This window comes from Mastigocoleus sp. MO_188.B34, from assembly GCF_030065675.1.
Classification (GTDB): Bacteria; Cyanobacteriota; Cyanobacteriia; order Cyanobacteriales; family Nostocaceae; genus Mastigocoleus.
Map to the genome: position 1 here is coordinate 83,126 of NZ_JASJDK010000005.1, position 21,140 is coordinate 104,265.

Below are 21,140 nucleotides of genomic sequence, written 5' to 3' on the forward strand. Positions count from 1 at the left end.
GGGACAATGTTTGAACGCTTCACAGAAAAAGCCATTAAGGTCATAATGCTCGCCCAAGAGGAAGCAAGACGTTTGGGACACAACTTTGTTGGAACCGAACAAATTCTCCTGGGTCTGATTGGTGAGGGTACGGGAGTGGCTGCAAAAGTACTGAAATCCATGGGGGTCAATCTTAAAGACGCCCGGATTGAGGTAGAAAAAATCATAGGCCGGGGTTCGGGTTTTGTCGCGGTGGAAATACCATTTACACCAAGAGCAAAACGAGTTTTAGAACTATCCTTGGAAGAGGCACGCCAACTGGGGCACAATTACATTGGTACAGAGCATCTGTTGTTAGGCTTAATCCGAGAAGGGGAAGGTGTAGCAGCTAGGGTGCTAGAAAACCTGGGCGTGGATTTATCTAAGGTCCGAACTCAAGTTATCCGAATGTTGGGAGAAACCGCTGAGGTGGCTGCTACTGGTCAATCAGGACGGACGAAGACCCCAACCTTGGATGAATTCGGCTCAAACCTGACTCAAATGGCAGGGGATGGAAAATTAGATCCAGTTGTAGGACGCGCTAAAGAAATCGAGCGTGTCATTCAAATTTTGGGTCGACGTACAAAAAACAACCCTGTCTTAATTGGGGAACCAGGTGTAGGTAAAACTGCAATAGCCGAAGGTTTAGCGCAGCGAATCGCCAATAAAGATGTTCCTGACATCTTAGAAGAAAAACGTGTAGTAACTCTGGATATTGGTTTGCTGGTAGCAGGAACTAAATATCGGGGTGAATTTGAAGAACGCCTGAAGAAGATTATGGACGAAATTCGTCAGGCGGGAAATGTAATTTTAGTAATAGACGAAGTACACACCCTCATTGGTGCGGGTGCGGCTGAGGGCGCAATTGATGCAGCCAATATCCTTAAGCCAGCTTTGGCGCGGGGAGAATTGCAGTGTATTGGTGCAACAACCTTAGACGAATATCGCAAGCACATCGAACGAGATGCTGCTTTGGAACGTCGTTTCCAACCAGTCATGGTGGGTGAACCATCTGTAGAAGAAACCATAGAAATTCTTTATGGTCTGCGCGACCGTTACGAACAACATCATAAGTTAAAGATTTCTGACGATTCTTTGGTTGCGGCGGCAAAATTATCCGACCGTTACATTAGTGATCGCTATTTACCAGATAAAGCTATTGACTTAATTGATGAAGCCGGTTCTCGCGTCCGCTTAATTAATTCTCAGTTACCACCAGCAGCGAAGGAATTAGATAAAGAGCTACGACAAATCTTAAAGGAAAAGGACGATGCTGTCCGTTCCCAAGATTTTGACCGAGCTGGCGAATTGCGCGATCGAGAAATGGAAATTAAATCCGAAATTCGCGCCATTGCTCAGAGTAAATCTAATTCTGGTCGTGCAGAAGGTGAAGAACCTGTAGTCACAGAAGAAGACATTGCTCATATTGTCGCATCTTGGACTGGGGTTCCTGTGAACAAGCTAACGGAATCGGAATCCGAAAAGCTGTTACACATGGAAGACACCTTGCACCAGCGCCTAATCGGTCAAGAAGATGCTGTGAAAGCAGTATCTCGGGCTATTCGTCGCGCTCGCGTAGGTTTGAAAAACCCCAATCGACCCATTGCTAGCTTTATTTTTTCTGGTCCAACTGGTGTTGGTAAAACAGAATTAGCGAAGTCGTTGGCTTCCTACTTCTTTGGTTCTGAAGAAGCAATGATTCGCTTGGATATGTCCGAGTTCATGGAGCGTCATACTGTCAGCAAATTGATTGGTTCGCCTCCTGGTTATGTCGGATACAACGAAGGTGGTCAGCTAACAGAAGCAGTACGTCGCCGTCCTTACACAGTAGTACTATTCGATGAAATCGAAAAAGCACATCCCGATGTGTTTAATATGCTACTGCAAATCTTGGAAGATGGTAGATTAACGGATGCAAAGGGTAGAACAGTAGATTTTAAAAATACTTTACTAATCTTGACATCCAACATCGGTTCCAAGGTCATTGAAAAAGGTGGTGGTGGTATTGGTTTCGAGTTTGCGGATGATGCAAGCGAGTCCCAGTACAACAGAATTAAGTCTCTGGTTAATGAAGAACTTAAGCAATATTTCCGTCCAGAGTTCCTCAACCGACTTGATGAAATTATTGTCTTCCGTCAACTGAGCAAAGACGAGGTCAAAGAAATTGCCGAAATCATGCTCAAAGAGGTATTTGGTCGTTTGGGCGAAAAAGGTATCAACTTAGAAGTTACCGACCGCTTCAAAGATCGTTTGATCGAAGAAGGTTATAGTCCCAGCTACGGTGCAAGACCATTACGTCGGGCTATTATGCGCTTGTTAGAGGATAGTCTTGCGGAAGAAATTCTCTCTGGTCGCATTAAGGACGGCGATACAGCAGTAGTTGACGTTGATGAGGGCGGTAACATTAAAGTTACTGGTCGGGAAAATCAGGACTCTTTACCACAAGCCGTTTCTTAATTGCTTGATGGGAGTATAAGATTTAAAGTTTACTTTTGAATCTCTGGTTCTCGAATTTTTAATTAATAAATAAAAAACGGTAGGGATACTAATATCTCTACCGTTTTTTGTTGCGATTTATAGTATTACCTTTTCTAGTTAGGTTTCTTGTTCCCCCTTCTCTGTTTTAGAGCAAAAAATAAAAGAATTAGAAAAAGCTAATCGTATTCTTCAGAAAAAGCTCCAACGTTCTGAAGCATATCGAATTCATTTAGAAGAAAATAATCGTAAAAAAGAATCCTTACTTAAACAAGTTATTAAAGAGCTTAAAACAACTCAATTACAACTCGTACATAATGAGAAAATGTCTTCTTTAGGTCAACTAGTTGCAGGATTAGCTCATGAAATTAATAATCCTGTGAACTTTATCCACGGTAATATTTTTCATGCCCGTGAATATATATTTGACCTACTTCAATTAGTGGAAACTTATGAGCAAACATGTTTGGATGTTCCACCAGAAATTAAAAATTTGAGTGAGGAAATAGATTTAGAATTTATTCACCAAGATTTACCCAAGGTAATAAATTCGATGCAAATAGGAGCTCAAAGAATTCGCGAGATTGTTAATTCTCTGCGTAACTTTTCTCGTTTAGATGAAGCACAGATCAAAGCTGTTGATATTCATCAGGGAATAGACAGCACACTGATGATTTTACAAAATCGTTTAAAAGCTAAAAATGAACAAAGTCAGAATATTGAAGTTAGAAAATATTACGGCGATCTACCAAAAGTCGAATGTCATGCAGGACAACTCAATCAGGTATTTATGAATATCATTGCTAATGCGATCGATGCTTTACAAGAAAGTGAAAGTAAACAAAAAAAGCAGGAAAATAAATTACTGACAATATCTATTAACACGTCAGTGATCACAAATAATCGAGTAGCGATCAAAATTATCGATAATGGATCGGGAATTCCCAAAGAAATTCAAAAAAATATTTTTAATCCTTTTTTCACTACAAAACCTATAGGTCAGGGAACTGGTTTAGGGATGTCAATTAGCCATCAAATTATTACAGAAATGCATGATGGTTCTCTAACCTGTAATTCTGAGGTCGGAAAAGGTACTTGCTTTACCATCGAGATTCCGATTAAACATGGTTCTTATTCGAGTTAAGTCAAGTAAGTGCATTAATTTGACTGGGAAATATGAATATACTTATTTATAAATTATGTTTATAAACTAAATAGCGAATTTTGAGTCGTACACAGCGTTAATAATTTCAGCAGCGTAAAATATTATACTTTTATATATTCGTTCTTCTCAAGTGAACAGGTTGAGACAAAAATTTTTATTCTGTTGGTAATAAGCTGTATTTGTTGAATCGAGTCAGATTATTACTTTTAGTTGGTTATTTAAACAAGTGATGTGATTTAGACGAGTAAGAATCAAATAAGCAAAAACTAACTTGCTTGTATAAATATTGAACAAAATAAAACCCAATACAAACCATTAGTGAAACCGAACATAAGGTTGTTTGTCAATTGACCTTATCAAAAGAAGAATGTAAAACTGAAATTTGCCGAAAAGCTTAGTTTATAATTTCATAGGTTCAGTTAGGCTTAGAGAGAATATAGAAAATATTAAAAATCATCCAAGTATTATTACTCAAAGAAGAGACTAAACGTAAAGTCACCATGGCAAAGAAGCATACCTTTAGCTTCAAAATAATTAAGGTATCCGTTTAATTTTTGAATATGTATTATGAATTCTAAGGAAAATGAATCCAAAAAAGCACCTGTCTCCAATAGTAAATGGCACAGTTTGCGAGAAAACCTGATTGTAATTGGTATAGCTTTATTATTAGCGTTTTTAATCCGTACTTTTATTGCTGAGCCTAGATTGATTCCTACAGGTTCAATGCTTCCAACTTTACATACTGGCGATCGCTTAATCGTAGAAAAAATATCCTATCGTTTTCATCAGCCAAAAATTGGTGACATTATAGTTTTTTTGCCACCAGAAAGATTACAGCGTCAAGGTTTTGAGAAAGACCAAGCCTTCATTAAACGAATAATTGGTCAACCAGGAAAAGAAATCGCTATAAAAGATGGCACAGTGTTTATTAACAACGAACCCTTAGAAGAAAACTACATTGCCGAAACTCCAGAACGCCCTTACCCAGACAGAGAAAATCCACAGTTTTGCCAACAGCAGCTAGTTCCAAACAATGAATTTTTTGTTTTGGGAGACAATCGTAACGATAGTCGCGATTCTCGCTATTGGTGTTTTGTTCCCAAAGAAAATATCATCGGTCGTGCGGTGTTTCGATTTTGGCCCTTCGACCGCATTGGATCAACTTGATGGTTGGGGATTGGCGACTGGCGACTGGCGACTGGGGATTGGGGTGAGCCCGCGCTTTATGGCGATAGCACTGCGTGCCGCCGCTGAGAAGGCGCTGCGCGTTTGGACGCATCCTACGGATGAACGTGAGTGGCTTACGCTACGCCCCTCACGTGGCGCAATACTTACGGTACACTACGTTAGCAGCCGCGCGTTCTTAGCGGCATAGAGCCTGCGGCGTCGGCAGATCCGCAGGTGACGGCTCCGTAGGTAGCGTAGCTATAGTCAGAGCCTTCGGCGTCGGCGTAGCCTCTAGCCTCTGGGGATTGGCGACTAGCGACTGGGGACTAGTAACTTCCTACTCATTACTCATTACTGTGCGCTATCGCCACTTTGTGGCGCTTGCCGTACGCGCCCCGCAATACCTTACGGTACGCTTGCGCTAGGCGCTAACATTACTCATTACTCATTACTCATTACTTGTTACTCATTACCCATTATCCGATCGCTAAAATCTCAAAAAATACATGAGGTGGGAAATTGCATCAGCAGGTAACTTTAAACGCCGTTTAAAATCTGCTAAGCTTCGGTAAGGCCCTGCGGATAAACGATTTTCCACTATAGCTTTTGCCAAATATGGATCGACAAAAGGTATTTTTCCCAAACTCTCTACATCCGCTGTATTGGGATTTATTAACTGAACTGGGGTATCTAAAGATTCTTCATCATAATAAGTAAAACTAAGAATCGGTTTGAGCACCTCTAATCTTTGTATTGGCATACTCAAAGCCGCTGCAATATCTTCTATACAGTAAAATTTCACCCCTCCAGCTGCTAATTCAGCTAAAGAGCGAGCTTGATGAATTGACAAACCGGGTAGTCGCAACCAATCATCTACTGTTGCTTGATTAACATCGATACGGATACCAACTTGAACAGCGATCGCAATTTCTTCAGCAGATTGTAGCCGATAATATGGATCGTTAAGTAATTTAGAACGCAATCTTTGTAGTCTGGGATTTAATGGCAACCAATTATTCACGATGCTCTTTAGATTCAAGATATTTCGTCTAGCAGTTGGCGGCGTTTTTGCTCAAACTCATACTCAGATATTAATCCATCTTGGCGTAGAGAATCTAGTTCTCGCAAAGCTTCAGCGACAGATGATACCTGTTGACCGGTTTGCTTAAAACTTTTAACAGCGGATTTGCCCAAATTGAAATTGCGATCGAAAGCTTCTTCATCTTGAGCTAAATACCAAACTCCTTCTATTGCACTGGCAACTCTGGGAATTGGCGTCCAAGATAGTAACACGTATAAAATACCCCATAGGGGTTGTCCTAAATAAAATTTATGTAATCCTGAAATTTTCCATGTTCCTGAAAAAGCTAGAATTGCAGCAATACTTCGATTTTTGCGCTGATTAAACATTTCCCTTTATAAATTTGTTTTTTGGTGGCGATTGGGGATTGGCGTTAGCGGTAGCGTGACACGATAGTGTCATATAGGTATTGGGGATAAGGATTAGGGATTAGGGATTAGCGTTAGCGTACCGGATTGCACGCGGCTTGCGCCGTTAGCGCAGCATGCCGTAAGGCTTAACCGTAGGTAGGGAAGCTAGAGGCTATAACTACGTTACCTATAGCTGCGCTACGTTCCAAACGGATCTGCCGTCGCCGTAGGCTCTAGGTATTGCGTGGCTTTCGCCATATGGGGATTGGGGATTGGCGAATAAATTTTTACCTCACATGGTTGACGTAGGCGCTAATTCCACATAACACTTGCAGTCTTTTTGCGGAATAACCCTAACCCCACTACCCAGTCGCCAGTCGCCAATCCCCCATAACAACAGTCAAGTGTTGATATCTGGGTAAAAAACAGTACTTAAAAACGAACTTGTTCACCTTTATGAATTGCCTAGACTAGAATAAAACTAATGGGAAAATTAAAAGCTACTGGGTATTATCGCTCAGATTATATAAAGCAAAATGGGATTCTTCGACTCTGATATAGTACAACAAGAAGCAAAACAACTTTTTGAAGACTACCAAGGGCTAATCAAACTTGGTAATGGTTACGGCAAGTTTGATCGAGAAGGCAAAAAGCTTTTCATCGAACAAATGGAAGCAATGATGGAACGCTACCGAGTGTTCATGAAACGTTTTGAGTTGTCCGAAGATTTTATGGCGCAAATGACCATGGAACAACTCAAAACTCAACTAGGTCAGTTTGGGGTTACCCCCCAACAAATGTTCGATCAAATGAACTCAACATTGGAAAGAATGAAAGCTGAGTTAGATCGGCAAAATTAATTCTGGTGGTAAGTATATAATTTATGACATCTTAAAGATTTTGCCTAAAGGGGAACAGGGAAAAGGGAACATAAAATTTCCCAATCTCAGAATAGAAGTTTATCCCTGTAGTTCGTTGACCTCAATTTAACTTACCTAGACTTTGGACGAGGAAATTTTGAAGGTGATTTAAAGTTTTCCACTGGTTTTCCTTTGAGTGCTTGGATCATGAAATCACGCCAGACTGGAGCGACCATCCCACCCCCTGTGGCACCTCGGGATAATGTTCTATTGTCATCTCTACCAACCCAAACTGCAGTAGTTAGTTGAGGTACTGTACCCACAAACCAAATATCTTTTTCAGAAGAAGTTGTTCCTGTTTTCCCTGCTGCAGGACGACCAATTGCTGCATTGGGTGCTGTACCTCCTGGAGCAATAACCGAGCGCATAATATCAATTGTTGAAGCTGCAGCCCAAGGGTCGAGAACTAGCTGAGGTTTAGGCGTATTATCTAGCAATACATTTCCACTACTATCAGTAACACGCAACATAATTGTTGTTGGAGATTGCCAGCCATAGTTTGCTAAAGTCGCGTATGCGCCAGCCATTTCTAATGGGGTTACTCCAATTGCTCCTAACGGTAAGGATGTAACCGGTGACATTGGACTCATAATTCCCAACGTACGACTGGTTTCAACAACTTTATTCATCCCTATAGCTTTGCCGACTTTAATCACAGGAACGTTTCTGGATAAAGCCAAAGCTTTACGAATTGGCATTGGTCCGGCAAAACTATTATCGTAATTTCTGGGATAATACCAACCCCTACCATCTCGATATCTTACTGGCGTATCGTAGACGGTTGTGCTGGGAGTATATTTACCTGTAGCAAAAGCTGTGTAGTAAACAAATGGTTTAAATGAAGAACCTGGTTGCCGCAAAGCTTGAGTAGCGCGGTTAAATTCACTGGTTTTATAATTTACTCCGCCAACTAGTGCTTTCACAAAATGAGTTCGCGGATCTACTGCAGCAAGAGCAATTTGATTTTTATATAATCCGCGCCGCAGAAGTCGAGAATGCCATTTGCTGACGGTTTTCTCCGCCATTTTTTGAAAATTAATATCTACAGTAGTTTGTACTCGCATGCCTCCTTTAAGCAAAGCATCCCGCCCAAACTTTTTCGCTAATTCCTGAGATACAGCATTCGTTACGTAAGGCAAATTACTTCTGCGAAAAGATTGTATTTTGCCAAGTTTAATTTCTTGTTTGACAGCTTCTTCATATTCTTCTGGGGTGATCCAATTTAATTTCAGCATTCGCCCCAAAACAATTTCTTGTTGTTCTTTTGCCCCTTTCATATTTCCAAAGGGACTGTATCTTTCTGGTGCTTGAATTAAGCTTGCCATCATCGCCGCTTCAGCAAGCGTAAGTTTATCTGCAGTTTTATTAAAGTAACTACGTGCAGCAGTTTGAGCCCCATAATTATTGTGTCCCCAATACACTTGATTGAGGTACATTTCTAAAATTTGATTTTTTTTAAATATTTGTTCTAAGCGAATAGCTAATACGGCTTCTGCAATTTTTCGCTCAAACTGTCGTCTGCGATTTAAAAACAGGTTCTTCACCAACTGCATAGTGATGGTGGAACCACCCTGAGAAACCTCACCTCCCCTTAAGTTTACGACCAAAGCACGACCTACACCAGCAGGGTTAATACCATGGTGTTGATAGAAGTGGTCGTCTTCCATCGCCAGTACTGCACGTTTAAGATGAGGAGAAATTTTTTCTAAAGGTACAACTTCACGGTTAGCTTCACCATGAATACTAGTTAAAAGCTTGCCTTTTACATCATAAATGTGAGTAGTTTCTGTAGGGACAAAACTACGAAGCTGCCTAACATCCGGTAGGTTACGGAAACTGATTGCTAAACCAACCAAACCTCCGGCTACAATAGAGCTTGTCAGCATTGCGAGTGCAAGGAGAGTACCACCAGTTACCTGACCAACTCCCTTGACAAACTCGAAAACCGATAAATTTTGACGTTCGGGCTGATTGTGTTCAAAAGTCCTAGACGACACGGTGTTTTTACTTCCTCATTTGTATATATAGCGTGTAAATTAAGCAGGTAAAGCAAAGCGGTTTATTTTCTGCAATTATATTAGCTTGGCAGGTAAACTCCCAGGCGAATCAAGAGTGACTTAACAAACTTGTTATTTACTTAAATTATTGAAAAACTGTTAACTGTTCGCTGTTAACTGTTAACATTCAAGCCTTATGGCATGGCGATTAACCGATAACTGACAATGGATTTACTAGTATGGCGCAAGATTTTGCTTGGCTGCATCGCGGCACTGTAGAAATTTTTCCTCAACCTTTACCTCAATCTTCAAATGCTGAAAGTGAGAATGAAAGTCTTGAAAAGCTTCTAGAAACTACAGAACGTCCCTTACGAATTAAATTTGGTATTGACCCTACAGGTACCGATATTCACCTCGGACACAGCATACCAGTACGGAAATTGCGAGCATTTCAAGATGCAGGTCATACCGCAATTCTTCTGATTGGTGATTTTACAGCTCGTGTTGGCGATCCAACAGGTAAATCCCAAACCAGAAGACAACTTACGGAAGAAGAGGTGAAGAAAAATGCCCAAACTTATATAGATCAAGTTCGACCGATTTTAGATTTTGATACACCCGGACGACTAGAAATCCGTTATAACTCAGAATGGCTTGGGAAATTAGATTTAGGCAAGATATTGGAATTACTTTCTACCATGACTGTCGGACAAATGCTGGCAAAAGAAGGATTTGCTGAACGTTACAAAAAAGAAAATCCGATTTACTTGCATGAGTTCCTTTATCCTTTAATGCAGGGCTATGATTCTGTTGCTTTAGAAGCAGACGTAGAATTGGGTGGTACAGACCAAAAGTTTAATCTTGCTGTTGGGAGAGACTTACAGCGCCATTTCGGACAAAAACCGCAGTTTTGCTTGTTATTACCTATTTTAATTGGTACGGATGGCGAGCAAAAAATGTCTAAATCTTTAAATAATTATGTAGCTTTACCCGAACACCCTGCCTCAAAGTATCAAAAACTACAAGGTATTCCAGATAGTTTGTTAAAGCAATACTTTGAATTGTTAACTGATTTACCTTTAGATAAATTACCAGAAAATCCTCGCGAACAGCAATATTTACTAGCTAGAGAAGTTGTCAGACAATATCACGGGGAGAAAGCGGTTAAAGAAGCTGAAGCTGCGGCAAAATCAGGCGGTAAAGAAGGAGAAATTCCAGAATTTTCCCTTGCCCAATTAGAATTTCCGGCAAAATTATTTTATATCCTTAACGTCAGCGGCTTGTGTAAAAGTAGTGGTGAAGGTCGGCGAAAAATTCAAGAAGGTGGTGTCCGTTTGAGTGGCGATCGCATTACTGATATTGATACTACATTTAAGCAAGTTAGTGAATTGCAAGGACAAGTTTTACAAGTTGGTAAGAAGAAATTTATTAAGCTTGTTGGGTAGGTTGGGGATTAGCGACTAGGGATTTATTAGTTACCAATTACCCATCACTCCTTATTCATCACTCATTACTCATTACTGTGCGCAATACTTACAGTACGCTTACGCTAGGTCGCGCCCCGCTTACGCTAACATTACTCATTACTTCTTACTCCTTACTCCTTACTTCTTAACAGTGACAAATAACAAAATTATCGTTCCCTTAGATGTTCCCGATCTACAAAGTGCGATCGCACTAGTGGAAAAATTAGATGAAGTTAGCTTTTGGAAAGTTGGTTTAGAACTTTTTACTGCTTCCGGACCACAAATTTTGGAATATTTAAAGTGTAAAGAGAAGAAAATTTTTCTTGATTTGAAGTTCCACGATATTCCTAACACGGTTGCTGGTGCTTGTCGTAGCGCTGCTCGTTATGGGGTGGATTTATTGACGATTCATGCAACAGCAGGAAAAGATGCTTTAAAAGCAGCGAAGGAAGCAGCAACAGAGGAAGCAAATAAGCTTAGTTTACAACCACCGCGTTTAATTGCTATTAGCTTGCTTACAAGTATTTCTTCACGACAGTTAGCATTTGACTTGAAAATACCTTTAGAATTACCTGAATATGTCTTGCAAATGGCATTAATGTCAAAAGAAGTTGGTTTGGATGGATCTGTATGTTCGCCCCAAGAAGCATCACAATTACGGGAAGTGTGTGGTGATGATTTTCTGTTGGTTTGTCCAGGGGTACGTCCCACTTGGGCGGAAAAAGGTGACCAAAAACGAACTTTTACTCCTGCGCAAGCAATAAAAGCTGGAGCAAATTACTTGGTTATTGGACGTCCGATTACTGCATCTACTGAGCCGATATTAGCTTGGGAAAAAATTTGTGCAGAGTTAATTCCAACTACATGAAAATAATTTATTTTTTACTTTTTTCTAAATTTAAATATCTACAAGTTGCTTCTTTACTAATTGCAAGCTTATTTTTCCAAGTTATAAATTTGGCTTTGATTGATTCAGTTTATGGATCTAGCGATCGCGTATCAAAGTTTTCAGGAAGATTGAATCACTCTCAAAGTTATAGAGAAATTTACCTTTTGAATTGGAGCAAGCAGCAAGATACAATTAATAGTAATGACTTTCAAAAGAAACAAAACATAAATCTTTCTCGGAAATCATCTGTTTGTGTGGAGAAAGATGTAGAAGCATTAATGACTAAGTTATTGCGCGAACTACCGGGTTACGCCAATCGTGTTAGCCAACGCACTCGTCGCTTGAGCAGGACTACACAAACTTACAGTTATGTGTTGATGGCGGGAAAACCCGAATTTTCGCCTTTACCTACCAACATTCTTAGAGATACGGGAAATAGAACGAAAAAATCACATGATAAAAATGTGAAGCAAGTTTTCTTTACTACTTTAGAAAGAAAATATATTCAGAAAAAACCCATTCATTCACAGCAATTTCATCGACTGTTGTTAACCAAAAGTAAAGATGGTTGGCATATGGTTATGATGTTTTCTCAAACAGGTTCTTATCCTAAGAGTAAACCACCGACGCCGCCACGCGATAGTAGTAATAGTGTGGTTGGACAAGCAATTAAAACTTGGTTGCGAGATTGTCGAGTTGCTGAAAGCACAAGCCGGAAAAATAGTGTTAACTGATTGCTATGTAAGCAGTGATTTGCCCTATCCCAGACTAAATAAGGAGCAAATTCCTCTGTTATCTTTAATTCTAATAAGTAAAATTATTATCCGCGATCGCAATATTTAAACTATATATTAGATTTTCGATCCAAGCGAGTTGCTTCTTCTATAGCTGCTTTTTCCTTTGCTCTGCGAGCATAGGGCTCTAATTTGAGCAAATCCCAATTAGTTATAATGCTGATATTTTCCAGACTAACACCTCGCATTAACATCTCAACACACCAAGTTTGTTGAGCTTGTGTGATTTCAGGCTGTTTCCCTTCTGGAGTTAATATTCCTTCAGTCCAAACTCTCCATTGGGATTCAATTTCTGATTCTGATATTGGTAAACCATCATTGTTGAGAAACATCGCACTTTCACTATCTTTACGAATTTTCAACCATTTGGTTAATGGATTCGCACTGTAAGAGCCATAACGTTTACCCATAATCCACTGGTTTACAGATACTTGACGCATCTGTTCGCCTGTTGTTACTTGTAAAATATGTTGGCGAGTATCTGCGATTTGATGCGATCGCTCCAACTTACAAATCTCTGTAGGTGATAATCCAGCCCCAAACAAAACATATCCTAAAGCATAATCTTGTAATCCTACTTTTTTGGCTTGTCGCAAAATTTGATTAACTAAATTCGCCGGTAAATCAGCTACTGTACGAATATTTTTATCGTCTTGAGAAATCAATAATTCAGGTGACGTATCATTTGCAGGTGATATTGCTCCATGCAAAAATAATTCCACCAAGTTGTCTAGAAAATCATCGCGGTCTTCCCAAAGTTCGTGAAACTCACTTGTGAACTCGATCGCTGTATAGCCTAATATAATTCCATTTAATAAGCTAGCTAACTTTTCTGCTGTTAAATGAGTATTTAAATGACCCTGTTGAATTACTGAAGCCAAATATTCTGCTACATGACCGTTAGCTTCAGTTAATACTTTTCCTAAAGCGCGACGATTCTCTGTAGGATACTGGTCAGCCTCACCAACTACAGATCTAACAAATTCTGGATTTTTTTCTAATGCATGCAAGCAATTGCTTGCATAGTCCTTGAGTGCTTGATAAACATTTTCTGGGGGATTTTGCTTCTGGACAAGAGATTCTCCTAAATTTCCAAATACTTCTGATTCTTGAATTACAGCCAATAATAATCCGTTTTTATTACCAAAATGTCGAAATAATGTAACTTCATTAACTTCGGCTAATTCTGCTATTTGGCGAGTGGTAGTGCTACTGACACCTCGAGATATAAATAACTCCAAAGCTGCTTGGATCAGACGTTGTCGAGTTGAATTAGTTCGGGCGCACATAGGTAATAGCTTTCTCCTGGGTTGTTAAGTTAGTTTTTGCTGCCATAGATAGAAATGCTGCACTGTCCATCATGGATGTCTCTCAGATGAACGCTAAATCTGTAACAATTAGCGGTTTAACCACAAGAGTAATTATAAGTAAGCAAGTGCTACTTGCATAAATTTTCAAAGGTTGTTAACATATTTTATGTAAGTGACACTTGCTTTAGTGCTTTCAATAATCTGTTGGCTTGATATTTTGTTGCTTTGAAGTATTTGTTTTGAAGTACAGAGAGAAAACCTCTCTATAGTTAAATTTTAAGTTTTCACCTATTTATTCATAGGATTTTTTATGAACACAAAATTGGCGATCGCCTCTTGTACCAATAATTCTGCTGCAATTAATAGGGTAAACGTAGCATTCTTTGCTACATTTCACCTGTTAGCACTATTGGCTCCTTGGTTTTTTTCTTGGTCTGCATTGGGTCTGACTCTATTTCTGCACTGGCTATTAGGGAGTATTGGTATTTGTTTGGGTTATCACCGTTTGTTAAGTCATCGTAGCTTTCAGGTTCCTAAATGGTTGGAATATATAATTGCAACCTTGGGAGCACTTTCCCTCCAAGGAGGACCAATTTTCTGGGTTGGGGGACATCGTCAACATCATGCTCATACAGAAGATCTAGATAAAGATCCTTACTCTGCAAAAAGAGGATTTTGGTGGAGTCATATGCAATGGATTTTATCCCCTCGTCCAGAGTTTTTTGACTATCAAATCTATAAGAATTATGCTCCCGATCTAGCACGACAAGGATTCTATCGTTGGCTAAATCGCTACTTTTTATTTTTACAAATTCCTTTAGGACTTCTACTATATGTTTTAGGTGGTTGGTCTTTTGTTGTCTATGGAATTTTTGTTCGGTCAGTTTTGCTTTGGCATTCTACCTGGTTAGTTAATTCTGCTACACATATGTGGGGCTATCGCACCTTTAATCATAATGATAACGCTCGTAACTGTTGGTGGGTATCTGTTCTGACCTATGGAGAAGGATGGCATAACAATCACCATACTTTTCCTCACTTAGCTAAATCTGGCTTGCGTTGGTGGGAAATTGATATAACTTGGTGGGCGATCAGTTTATTAAAAACTTTAGGTTTAGCTAAAAAAGTTGCACTACCCGATCCATCAAGAATGCCGAATATTTAAAAAATTGGTAGGTAATGACAAGTTGATATTGTAAGTGTCTCTCTGTTGTGTCACTTTCTAATTATCAGGGCTGTTAAATAATCAAATAAATCTATCAAATTAAATAAACTAACGGATGTAGAGCAATTTCAACTTTTTCAGCCTACATCCAGCATTGATCTAATTACGTTTATTTCGCGTAACTCCTGACCAATTACCAATTACTAAAAAACTGTTGTTATTCCATCAAATCGAAACAATCTTCAAGTGTATTATAAACATTTATTAATAATAAGATTAGACAATAAATACCATCTGTTTTAACTTCAGCTTAAAATTTTAATTGTTTTGAAATAATCGTACCCTCAGTTACAGTTAAATAAATTTGAAATCGGCAAAATTGTGAATACATATCCCAAGGGGGTTAATTCTTATGCAAAATCTTTTGTAACTCAATATAAAAGAGGTTTTGACTTAAGAATAAACTCCTAAAACAGTAAACTAATTTAACGAATAATATCGGGAGCCGCATCATTTCAAATCATAATTTACCTATCAAAAATAGGGATTGCGATTATAACTGTAGGGATTTTACAAATGCATCCGAACGATGTAAATCATGCAGCCGTTTCATGAAACCTAGAATTATTGTCTGTAGTTTAGGACGTACTGGATATAAAGTATTTCGATTGCTTAGACAGCAAGGAGCATTAGTTGTCGGTATCCATCATAAACCGATTGCAGGAGAATGTGCTGGAGATGTGATTATCGGCGATTTACATGCAGCTAGTACTCTAAAAGCCGCAGAAATTGAAAAAGCGAATACTTTAGTAATTGCTGGTGAAGACGATGCGTTGAATTTATGGATTGTGATGCAAGCACGAGTGCTTAATCCCCGCATCCGAATTATTAATCGCTTCTTTAATACTAGTTTGGGTTCGCGTTTGGATCAAACATTACCCAATCATTTGACCATGAGTGTCGCTGGTTTAGCTGCACCTGTATTTACTTTTGCAGCTTTGGGCAATCAATTAATTGGACAATTAAAATTATTTAATCAAACTTGGCCGATTCATGAAGAATATATCCATAGATATCATCCTTGGTTAGGCAAAAAATTAAACGAGCTATGGGAAGACCGTTCCCGCATGCTAATTTATTATCTCCCCGTTCAAGGTGAGATAGATTTGGTTTCAGCGGTTACTTCCGGACAGCAATTAAACGAGGGCGATCGCCTAATTGTTGGTACCCAACCCCGTATTCGTCCAGCCCGCAAATCATTAATTACCAAGTTACTTAAAGTATTGACTAATTTGCGGCAGTTTCAATACCATGCTCAATCGGTAGTTATAGCAGCGATCGTGTTAATGGTTATTATTACCATTGCTACTCTTACTTATGTTTCTGCCGAATTAAATATTTCTATAGTTGATGCTTTATATTTTTCTGTAGGTATGATTACTGGTGCTGGTGGTAGTGAAAAAGTTGTAGAACAAGCTCCCAACAGTATCAAAATATTTACTGTAATAATGATGTTGATTGGAGCAGCAGCCTTTGGTATTTGGTATGCTTTGCTCAATGAATTTATTTTAGGAACTCGCTTCAAACAATTTTGGGATGCAGCCAGAGTACCCCGTCAAAATCATTATATTGTTTGCGGTTTGGGTGGTATCGGGATCAAAATCGTTCAACAATTAAATGCTAGGGGACATGAAGTAGTAGTTATTGAACCAAATATCAATAATCGCTTTGTGAATACAGCCCGCAGGCTTGGTATTCCCATAATTCAGGCTGACGCTAGTTTTCCTGAAACTCTTAAATCGAGTAATATCGAAGATGCAGCTGGATTGCTTGCTGTTACGGGTAATGATGCAACTAATGTTGAAATTGCCCTAAAAGCTAAAGGTCTGTCACCTAAAATACCCGTAATCGTTCATTATGCCGATCCAGACTTTGCTCGGATGGCGCAGGAAGTATTTGACTTTGAAGCGGTTCTTAGTCCAGCAGAACTAGCCGCTCCAGCTTTTGCAGCAGCAGCTCTTGGTGGACGCATTATCGGTAATGGGATTACTGCTGATAGTCTTTGGGTAGCATTTTCTACTTTAATTACACCTTCCCACCCTTTTTGTGGACAGAAAGTCAGAGATGCAGCAATGAGTGCTGATTTTGTCCCTTTATATTTAGAAACAAATCATCAAACAATTCATGGTTGGGATCTATTAGAAACTTCTTTGAGTGGTGGAGATATTTTATATTTAACAATGCCAGCCAACCGACTTTATGAACTATGGCGACGCGCACCATCTCAAGTCATGGTTAATTGAAATATGGTTAATTAAAATATGCTTAGCAGAATAAAGCAGCACAAGATAGAGACTATGGTATCCATAGTCACAAATAAATGTCACTATAATCACTTAATTTGACAAAAACCCCACACCCATACGGGCACTATATAAAACTAATAGCACAAAAATCATACACTAGGATAAAAATCGTCAAATTAGTAACATATCCCTATTGCAGACTTCTACAGGACTTACTCAAGTGTCACAATTGGTGGTTGGTGCGTGACGCTATAAGTCTTATTCTTACGTTCAGATATTTTCACAGCGTCACACACCCTACAGGAAAAATATGCCAGTTGCGTAAGTCCTATTCTATAAAGGTTGATTTATAAAAATAAATATCCCGAACTCAGGTTAATTACCCATTACCTATTACCCATTTACCTATTACCCATTACCTAATTTCCACATCAAACCTGCTCTGAAATAATAAATGATTTCAAAAAACCTCTAGCTTCAGGAAAATATATCTTGCCATATTTCGATACTACAAAAGCTTGATACAAGGTTCTTTTTCTGGGATCGATTAATATCTTAGCCCTATAGGCAAATCCATTATTACCCCGCATAATTATTTCTTTTCCAGGGTACCCATTATCATTAATTCTTTTTTGTCTAATAATTCTAGAATTGGTACTTTTGGCAATAATACCAGTTGCTCTATCTAAGTATCGGTTAACATTAGATCTCGAAGAACTACCAGAATATTTAATACTTGAAGTGAAATATCCCCGACCTGTTGCTCTGTCTTCATAGGTTACTAAGACGTAATCTTGTCCTTTGTTATTAGAGCGACGCTGCTGCTTTGGACGTCGAGGAAATTTAACAGTATAGCTACCATCACCTGAAGTATAGGAATACCAGTTTCTAAGTTGAGAATTTCTAGTTTGAGATCTAGAACGAAAATTTCTCAGCCGAGAACTTCTTAACCGAGAAGTACTAGCTTGGGAATTTCTTGATGAGGTAATTGGGTTTTGGAAGTTTCTAGGAATATTATTTAATGCAGTGAGTCTTACAGGAGAACGATTACCGCCATTGTCGCAAGTAATAATAGTTAAAGAACCATCAAGTTCTGTTCTAATCAAAAAATTATCTGGGAAATAAGTAGCAAAGCGCGACCCAGTTTTTGTGTTAATTGGATTGGAACCAACCAAAATTAATCCGTGTGAAGAAGTATACAATTGCATATTCTGCCGAACAGTATTACTACCTCCTCTACCATCGGGAAATTTAACTAACATGTTTCCCCTACGTCCCTGCATTTGTAGTGTTGCGACATAAAGAGCAGTACCACCAGTCCATTGTAGTCGCCAATTTCCGTCTATATTGTTTCTCCCTGGATCTATTAATAGTTCCTGAGAACCACAGATATTAGCTCTACGACTGCTGGGAGTAAAAACATTATTATTTCTTCTAGTAGAATTACTTCTATTTTGCGTTTCTGAAGAAGTAGTTCGACTTCCCCTTTGAGCATTAACTCTGTTTGCGCTGCGACGAGTAACACCGGAATTTCTAGTAAGACTCTGTTGTGGAATTTGCGATACAACCCTTCCAGCTGCGATCGCACCAACAAGTAACCCAACTAATGGTTTCCAAGGAATACTAAGGTTTTGGTCTTGACCTTTAACAACTAAACACCTTGCAATAATGTCATGGAGCGCCTGTTTCTCTGGAGTAAAAGCCGCCATTAAATAGCCGAAAAAGAAAACTCCTGCTCCAATTAAAAATAATAAGAGTGCTAAATATTGGTAAGGTGATTCTCCTCCACCAATGTTTTGAGCCATCAATGCTACTAAACCAGCAGCAAGCCAAATCAGAATCGAAAAAGATTTACCAAAATATCTGGCTGTAGCCCTACCAAAAGAAATTTTATTACCTTGGGTATCGGTAACAATGATTCCTAAGATTTTTTTACCGAATGTAGCTTGCAAGGAAGAACTTTCCATAATTGCAAAGTACATCCAGCCAACTACAAGTGTAAAAATGTTATAAGCAATTACTTTTGGGTTATCCCAACCATTAGTAGAATTACCCCAGGTAGGTGGGACACCGAAAGCAATAATAAATTGCAATATAACTAGAATAATACCGTCAACTAAAATTGCGACAAATCTTTTCCAAAAGCCAGCATAATTATTTGTAATAGACATTTTACTATTTTCTAATAACTAAAGAATTAGAAATTTGATCGTGCAGGGTTTGTTTTTTATCTGTAACTCCTGCCATAAAAAAACCAAAGCAAGCAGTTAAATATGAAAGAGATTTACTAATATATCTTTTGGCAGCTTGCTCAAATGTAATTCGATTTCCGTTGATATCGGTAACCGCAATCCCCAATAACATTTTCCCTAAAGTTCCTTGGGTTGGAGAACTTTCCATCACCAAAGAATATATAAAGCCCAAAACTATATATTCAGCTAAAAATCTCAGCCAAAACTCCTCATGATTGTCAATTCCACTGGTAATTAAGTCAAATATTAAAGTACTAACAATTAAAATTGTTTTGTCTATAATGTCGGCAACTATTCTTCTCGAAATACCCGCATACTTAATAGAACTAGGTAAATTATTAGATGAATGATTATATGAATTGCTTGACGAATTACTAAATGAACTATTACTAGATGAACTATTACTGGATAAATTTTGTGCCGGTTGCTGTTTTAAAGATGGTGGTGGGCTTGGCGTTGGTTGTGGTGGTGTTGGTTGTGGTGATGGTGCTGATTTTGCTTGTGATGACGAAGTTGGGGGTACAGTAGAATTAATATTAGGAACATTTGCTACCTGGGGTGTTCCTGGATAAACTGTCTTTGTTAATTCTTGAACTGCTTGTAATGCAGCTGATGCTGAATTATATCGCTGATTCGGATGATAGCTAATCATGCGATCCAAAACATCTGCAAGATCGCTTCTTACCTGAACTAAATGACGCCAAACAACTTCTAATGTGTTGGTATCAATATCTAATTCCAAAGGATATGTACCTGTCAGTGCTTCAATACCAATCATTCCTACCGCATAAACATCGCTACATAACATTGGATGTCCCCGTAGTTGCTCGACTGGCATGTATCCTTGAGTACCTACAACTGCTGTTGTAGATGTGATCATCCCTTGAGTATTAAAAACTTTTGTACTTACTTGTTTAACTGCGCCAAAGTCAATGATTACTACTTGATTATTTGGATAAAATAATATGTTTTCTGGCTTTAAATCGCGATGGATAACTCCATGTTGATGTACAAAAGCTAGTATTTCTAATATTTTCTGTAATAAAAAAATAACTTGATTTTCCGACCATTTTTGACCGCGAACTATTTTTTTGCGCAAGTCATCGGCGTCAACAAATTCTTGGACGAGAAAAAATTCTTGTTGTTCTTGAAAATAAGCTAAAAGCTCGGGAATCTGGGAATGTTTTCCTAGTATTTCTAAAGTTTTTGCTTCTTTCTCAAATGCTTGTTGTACCCATTTAAAGGTAGATTGATTCTGGGGTTTTAGTCTTTTAACAACACAAGGTCGGTTGAATCTTGAGGTATCTACAGCTAAATAGGTTTCCCCAAAACCACCTTCACCTAGTTTTTTTGTAACTTGGTAATGTCCTTGAAGTATTTCCCCTACCAGACTTGCTCCTAACATAAATATGCTTACGCAGTTTTCAGGATATTAATATTGTTTATTGTTTTTTTACACTTGTCTCAGGAAATTTGTTAACTAGTTTGTTAATTAAATCTGAGCAATAATAGTACTCCTACTGCCGTGTTTTTATGTAAGTATAAAATTACAGACAAACTCTGTCGAGCTGACGTCACGAAATTCTACAAACAATTCACAACCTCAATAATTTTTTGAACAAAATACTAAGCTGTTAATATATGTTTAATGTTGAGTTTATATGAAATAGGTACTTAATAGATACAACAAATATTTAAAGATTTCTGATAATTGTATCGAAAAATGCTCAGATATAACCCAAGTAAAATTAAATAGATCTATCAATTTTATTTTTTATTTTCTGG

Annotated in this window: 15 protein-coding genes; 9 read left to right on the forward strand and 6 right to left on the reverse strand. The window is 38.5% G+C overall.

Annotation, left to right across the window (positions count from 1 at the left end; all coding sequences use genetic code 11):
* The first annotated feature begins 6 nt into the window (after window positions 1–6).
* The 3 genes from QNJ50_RS02210 to lepB all read left to right on the forward strand — a co-directional run bounded on the left by QNJ50_RS02210 (window position 7) and on the right by lepB (window position 4,825).
* Window positions 7–2,475: an ATP-dependent Clp protease ATP-binding subunit gene (locus tag QNJ50_RS02210; RefSeq protein WP_027842712.1), complete on the forward strand. Its 2,469-nt coding sequence runs from the start codon at window positions 7–9 to the stop codon at window positions 2,473–2,475.
* 343 nt (window positions 2,476–2,818) lie between these two features.
* The gene (locus QNJ50_RS02215; protein ID WP_300631538.1) at window positions 2,819–3,637 is read left to right on the forward strand and encodes an ATP-binding protein; all 819 of its coding nucleotides are present in this window, start codon (window positions 2,819–2,821) and stop codon (window positions 3,635–3,637) included.
* Window positions 3,638–4,225: 588 nt separating this feature from the next.
* Window positions 4,226–4,825 carry a signal peptidase I gene (gene lepB / locus QNJ50_RS02220; RefSeq protein ID WP_300631540.1) on the forward strand — a complete coding sequence of 200 codons (600 nt, stop codon included), beginning with the start codon at window positions 4,226–4,228 and terminating at the stop codon, window positions 4,823–4,825.
* 487 nt (window positions 4,826–5,312) lie between these two features.
* On the opposite strand, the gene QNJ50_RS02225 is transcribed toward lepB, so the two are convergent.
* Entirely contained in the window at window positions 5,313–5,846 is a 534-nt protein-coding gene (locus QNJ50_RS02225) for a ComEA family DNA-binding protein (protein ID WP_300631542.1), read from the reverse strand.
* Between the two features lie 14 nt (window positions 5,847–5,860).
* On the reverse strand, window positions 5,861–6,235 hold the full coding sequence (locus tag QNJ50_RS02230; RefSeq protein WP_300631544.1) for an NINE protein: 375 nt from the start codon (window positions 6,233–6,235) through the stop codon (window positions 5,861–5,863).
* 557 nt (window positions 6,236–6,792) lie between these two features.
* On the opposite strand from QNJ50_RS02230, the gene QNJ50_RS02235 reads away from it, so the two are divergent.
* A complete protein-coding gene (locus QNJ50_RS02235) occupies window positions 6,793–7,116 on the forward strand; it encodes a DUF1825 family protein (RefSeq protein WP_300631546.1) in 324 nt (107 codons plus the stop codon).
* 131 nt (window positions 7,117–7,247) lie between these two features.
* Here QNJ50_RS02235 and QNJ50_RS02240 read toward each other — a convergent pair whose 3' ends face one another.
* A complete protein-coding gene (locus QNJ50_RS02240; RefSeq protein WP_300631548.1) occupies window positions 7,248–9,173 on the reverse strand; it encodes a transglycosylase domain-containing protein in 1,926 nt (641 codons plus the stop codon).
* Between the two features lie 239 nt (window positions 9,174–9,412).
* On the opposite strand from QNJ50_RS02240, the gene tyrS reads away from it, so the two are divergent.
* The 3 genes from tyrS to QNJ50_RS02255 all read left to right on the forward strand — a co-directional run bounded on the left by tyrS (window position 9,413) and on the right by QNJ50_RS02255 (window position 12,262).
* The gene (tyrS, locus tag QNJ50_RS02245) at window positions 9,413–10,618 is read left to right on the forward strand and encodes a tyrosine--tRNA ligase (RefSeq protein ID WP_300631550.1); all 1,206 of its coding nucleotides are present in this window, start codon (window positions 9,413–9,415) and stop codon (window positions 10,616–10,618) included.
* Window positions 10,619–10,790: 172 nt separating this feature from the next.
* A complete protein-coding gene (gene pyrF / locus QNJ50_RS02250) occupies window positions 10,791–11,507 on the forward strand; it encodes an orotidine-5'-phosphate decarboxylase (RefSeq protein ID WP_300631552.1) in 717 nt (238 codons plus the stop codon).
* Complete coding sequence (locus QNJ50_RS02255; protein ID WP_300631554.1) at window positions 11,504–12,262, forward strand: hypothetical protein; 759 nt, start codon at window positions 11,504–11,506, stop codon at window positions 12,260–12,262. Before pyrF ends, QNJ50_RS02255 begins: the two co-directional genes overlap by 4 nt.
* Before the next feature lie 110 nt (window positions 12,263–12,372).
* On the opposite strand, the gene QNJ50_RS02260 is transcribed toward QNJ50_RS02255, so the two are convergent.
* Window positions 12,373–13,611: a TetR family transcriptional regulator gene (locus QNJ50_RS02260; protein WP_300631556.1), complete on the reverse strand. Its 1,239-nt coding sequence runs from the start codon at window positions 13,609–13,611 to the stop codon at window positions 12,373–12,375.
* Window positions 13,612–13,942: 331 nt separating this feature from the next.
* Here QNJ50_RS02260 and QNJ50_RS02265 point away from each other — a divergent pair, with 331 nt between their 5' ends.
* Together QNJ50_RS02265 and QNJ50_RS02270 are read left to right on the forward strand one after the other, a co-directional pair.
* Complete coding sequence (locus QNJ50_RS02265; protein ID WP_300631558.1) at window positions 13,943–14,797, forward strand: fatty acid desaturase; 855 nt, start codon at window positions 13,943–13,945, stop codon at window positions 14,795–14,797.
* Window positions 14,798–15,408: 611 nt separating this feature from the next.
* Entirely contained in the window at window positions 15,409–17,100 is a 1,692-nt protein-coding gene (locus QNJ50_RS02270; protein WP_300631560.1) for an NAD-binding protein, read from the forward strand.
* Window positions 17,101–17,534: 434 nt separating this feature from the next.
* On the opposite strand, the gene QNJ50_RS02275 is transcribed toward QNJ50_RS02270, so the two are convergent.
* Both QNJ50_RS02275 and QNJ50_RS02280 read right to left on the reverse strand, forming a co-directional pair.
* Window positions 17,535–19,274 carry an RDD family protein gene (locus QNJ50_RS02275; protein WP_300631562.1) on the reverse strand — a complete coding sequence of 580 codons (1,740 nt, stop codon included), beginning with the start codon at window positions 19,272–19,274 and terminating at the stop codon, window positions 17,535–17,537.
* A 4-nt stretch (window positions 19,275–19,278) separates the two neighbouring features.
* Window positions 19,279–20,760 carry a protein kinase gene (locus QNJ50_RS02280; RefSeq protein ID WP_300631564.1) on the reverse strand — a complete coding sequence of 494 codons (1,482 nt, stop codon included), beginning with the start codon at window positions 20,758–20,760 and terminating at the stop codon, window positions 19,279–19,281.
* Window positions 20,761–21,140: the final 380 nt, after the last annotated feature.

What these genes read in the sequence shown, in the direction of transcription:
- QNJ50_RS02210 (WP_027842712.1), top strand. Translation starts at nt 7, where the DNA reads ATGTTTGAACGCTTCACAGAAAAAGCCATTAAGGTCATAATGCTCGCC.
- QNJ50_RS02215 (WP_300631538.1), top strand. Translation starts at nt 2,819, where the DNA reads ATGTCTTCTTTAGGTCAACTAGTTGCAGGATTAGCTCATGAAATTAAT.
- lepB (WP_300631540.1), top strand. Translation starts at nt 4,226, where the DNA reads ATGAATTCTAAGGAAAATGAATCCAAAAAAGCACCTGTCTCCAATAGT.
- QNJ50_RS02230 (WP_300631544.1), bottom strand. Translation starts at nt 6,235, where the DNA reads ATGTTTAATCAGCGCAAAAATCGAAGTATTGCTGCAATTCTAGCTTTT.
- QNJ50_RS02235 (WP_300631546.1), top strand. Translation starts at nt 6,793, where the DNA reads ATGGGATTCTTCGACTCTGATATAGTACAACAAGAAGCAAAACAACTT.
- tyrS (WP_300631550.1), top strand. Translation starts at nt 9,413, where the DNA reads ATGGCGCAAGATTTTGCTTGGCTGCATCGCGGCACTGTAGAAATTTTT.
- QNJ50_RS02255 (WP_300631554.1), top strand. Translation starts at nt 11,504, where the DNA reads ATGAAAATAATTTATTTTTTACTTTTTTCTAAATTTAAATATCTACAA.
- QNJ50_RS02260 (WP_300631556.1), bottom strand. Translation starts at nt 13,611, where the DNA reads ATGTGCGCCCGAACTAATTCAACTCGACAACGTCTGATCCAAGCAGCT.
- QNJ50_RS02265 (WP_300631558.1), top strand. Translation starts at nt 13,943, where the DNA reads ATGAACACAAAATTGGCGATCGCCTCTTGTACCAATAATTCTGCTGCA.
- QNJ50_RS02270 (WP_300631560.1), top strand. Translation starts at nt 15,409, where the DNA reads ATGAAACCTAGAATTATTGTCTGTAGTTTAGGACGTACTGGATATAAA.
- QNJ50_RS02275 (WP_300631562.1), bottom strand. Translation starts at nt 19,274, where the DNA reads ATGTCTATTACAAATAATTATGCTGGCTTTTGGAAAAGATTTGTCGCA.
- QNJ50_RS02280 (WP_300631564.1), bottom strand. Translation starts at nt 20,760, where the DNA reads ATGTTAGGAGCAAGTCTGGTAGGGGAAATACTTCAAGGACATTACCAA.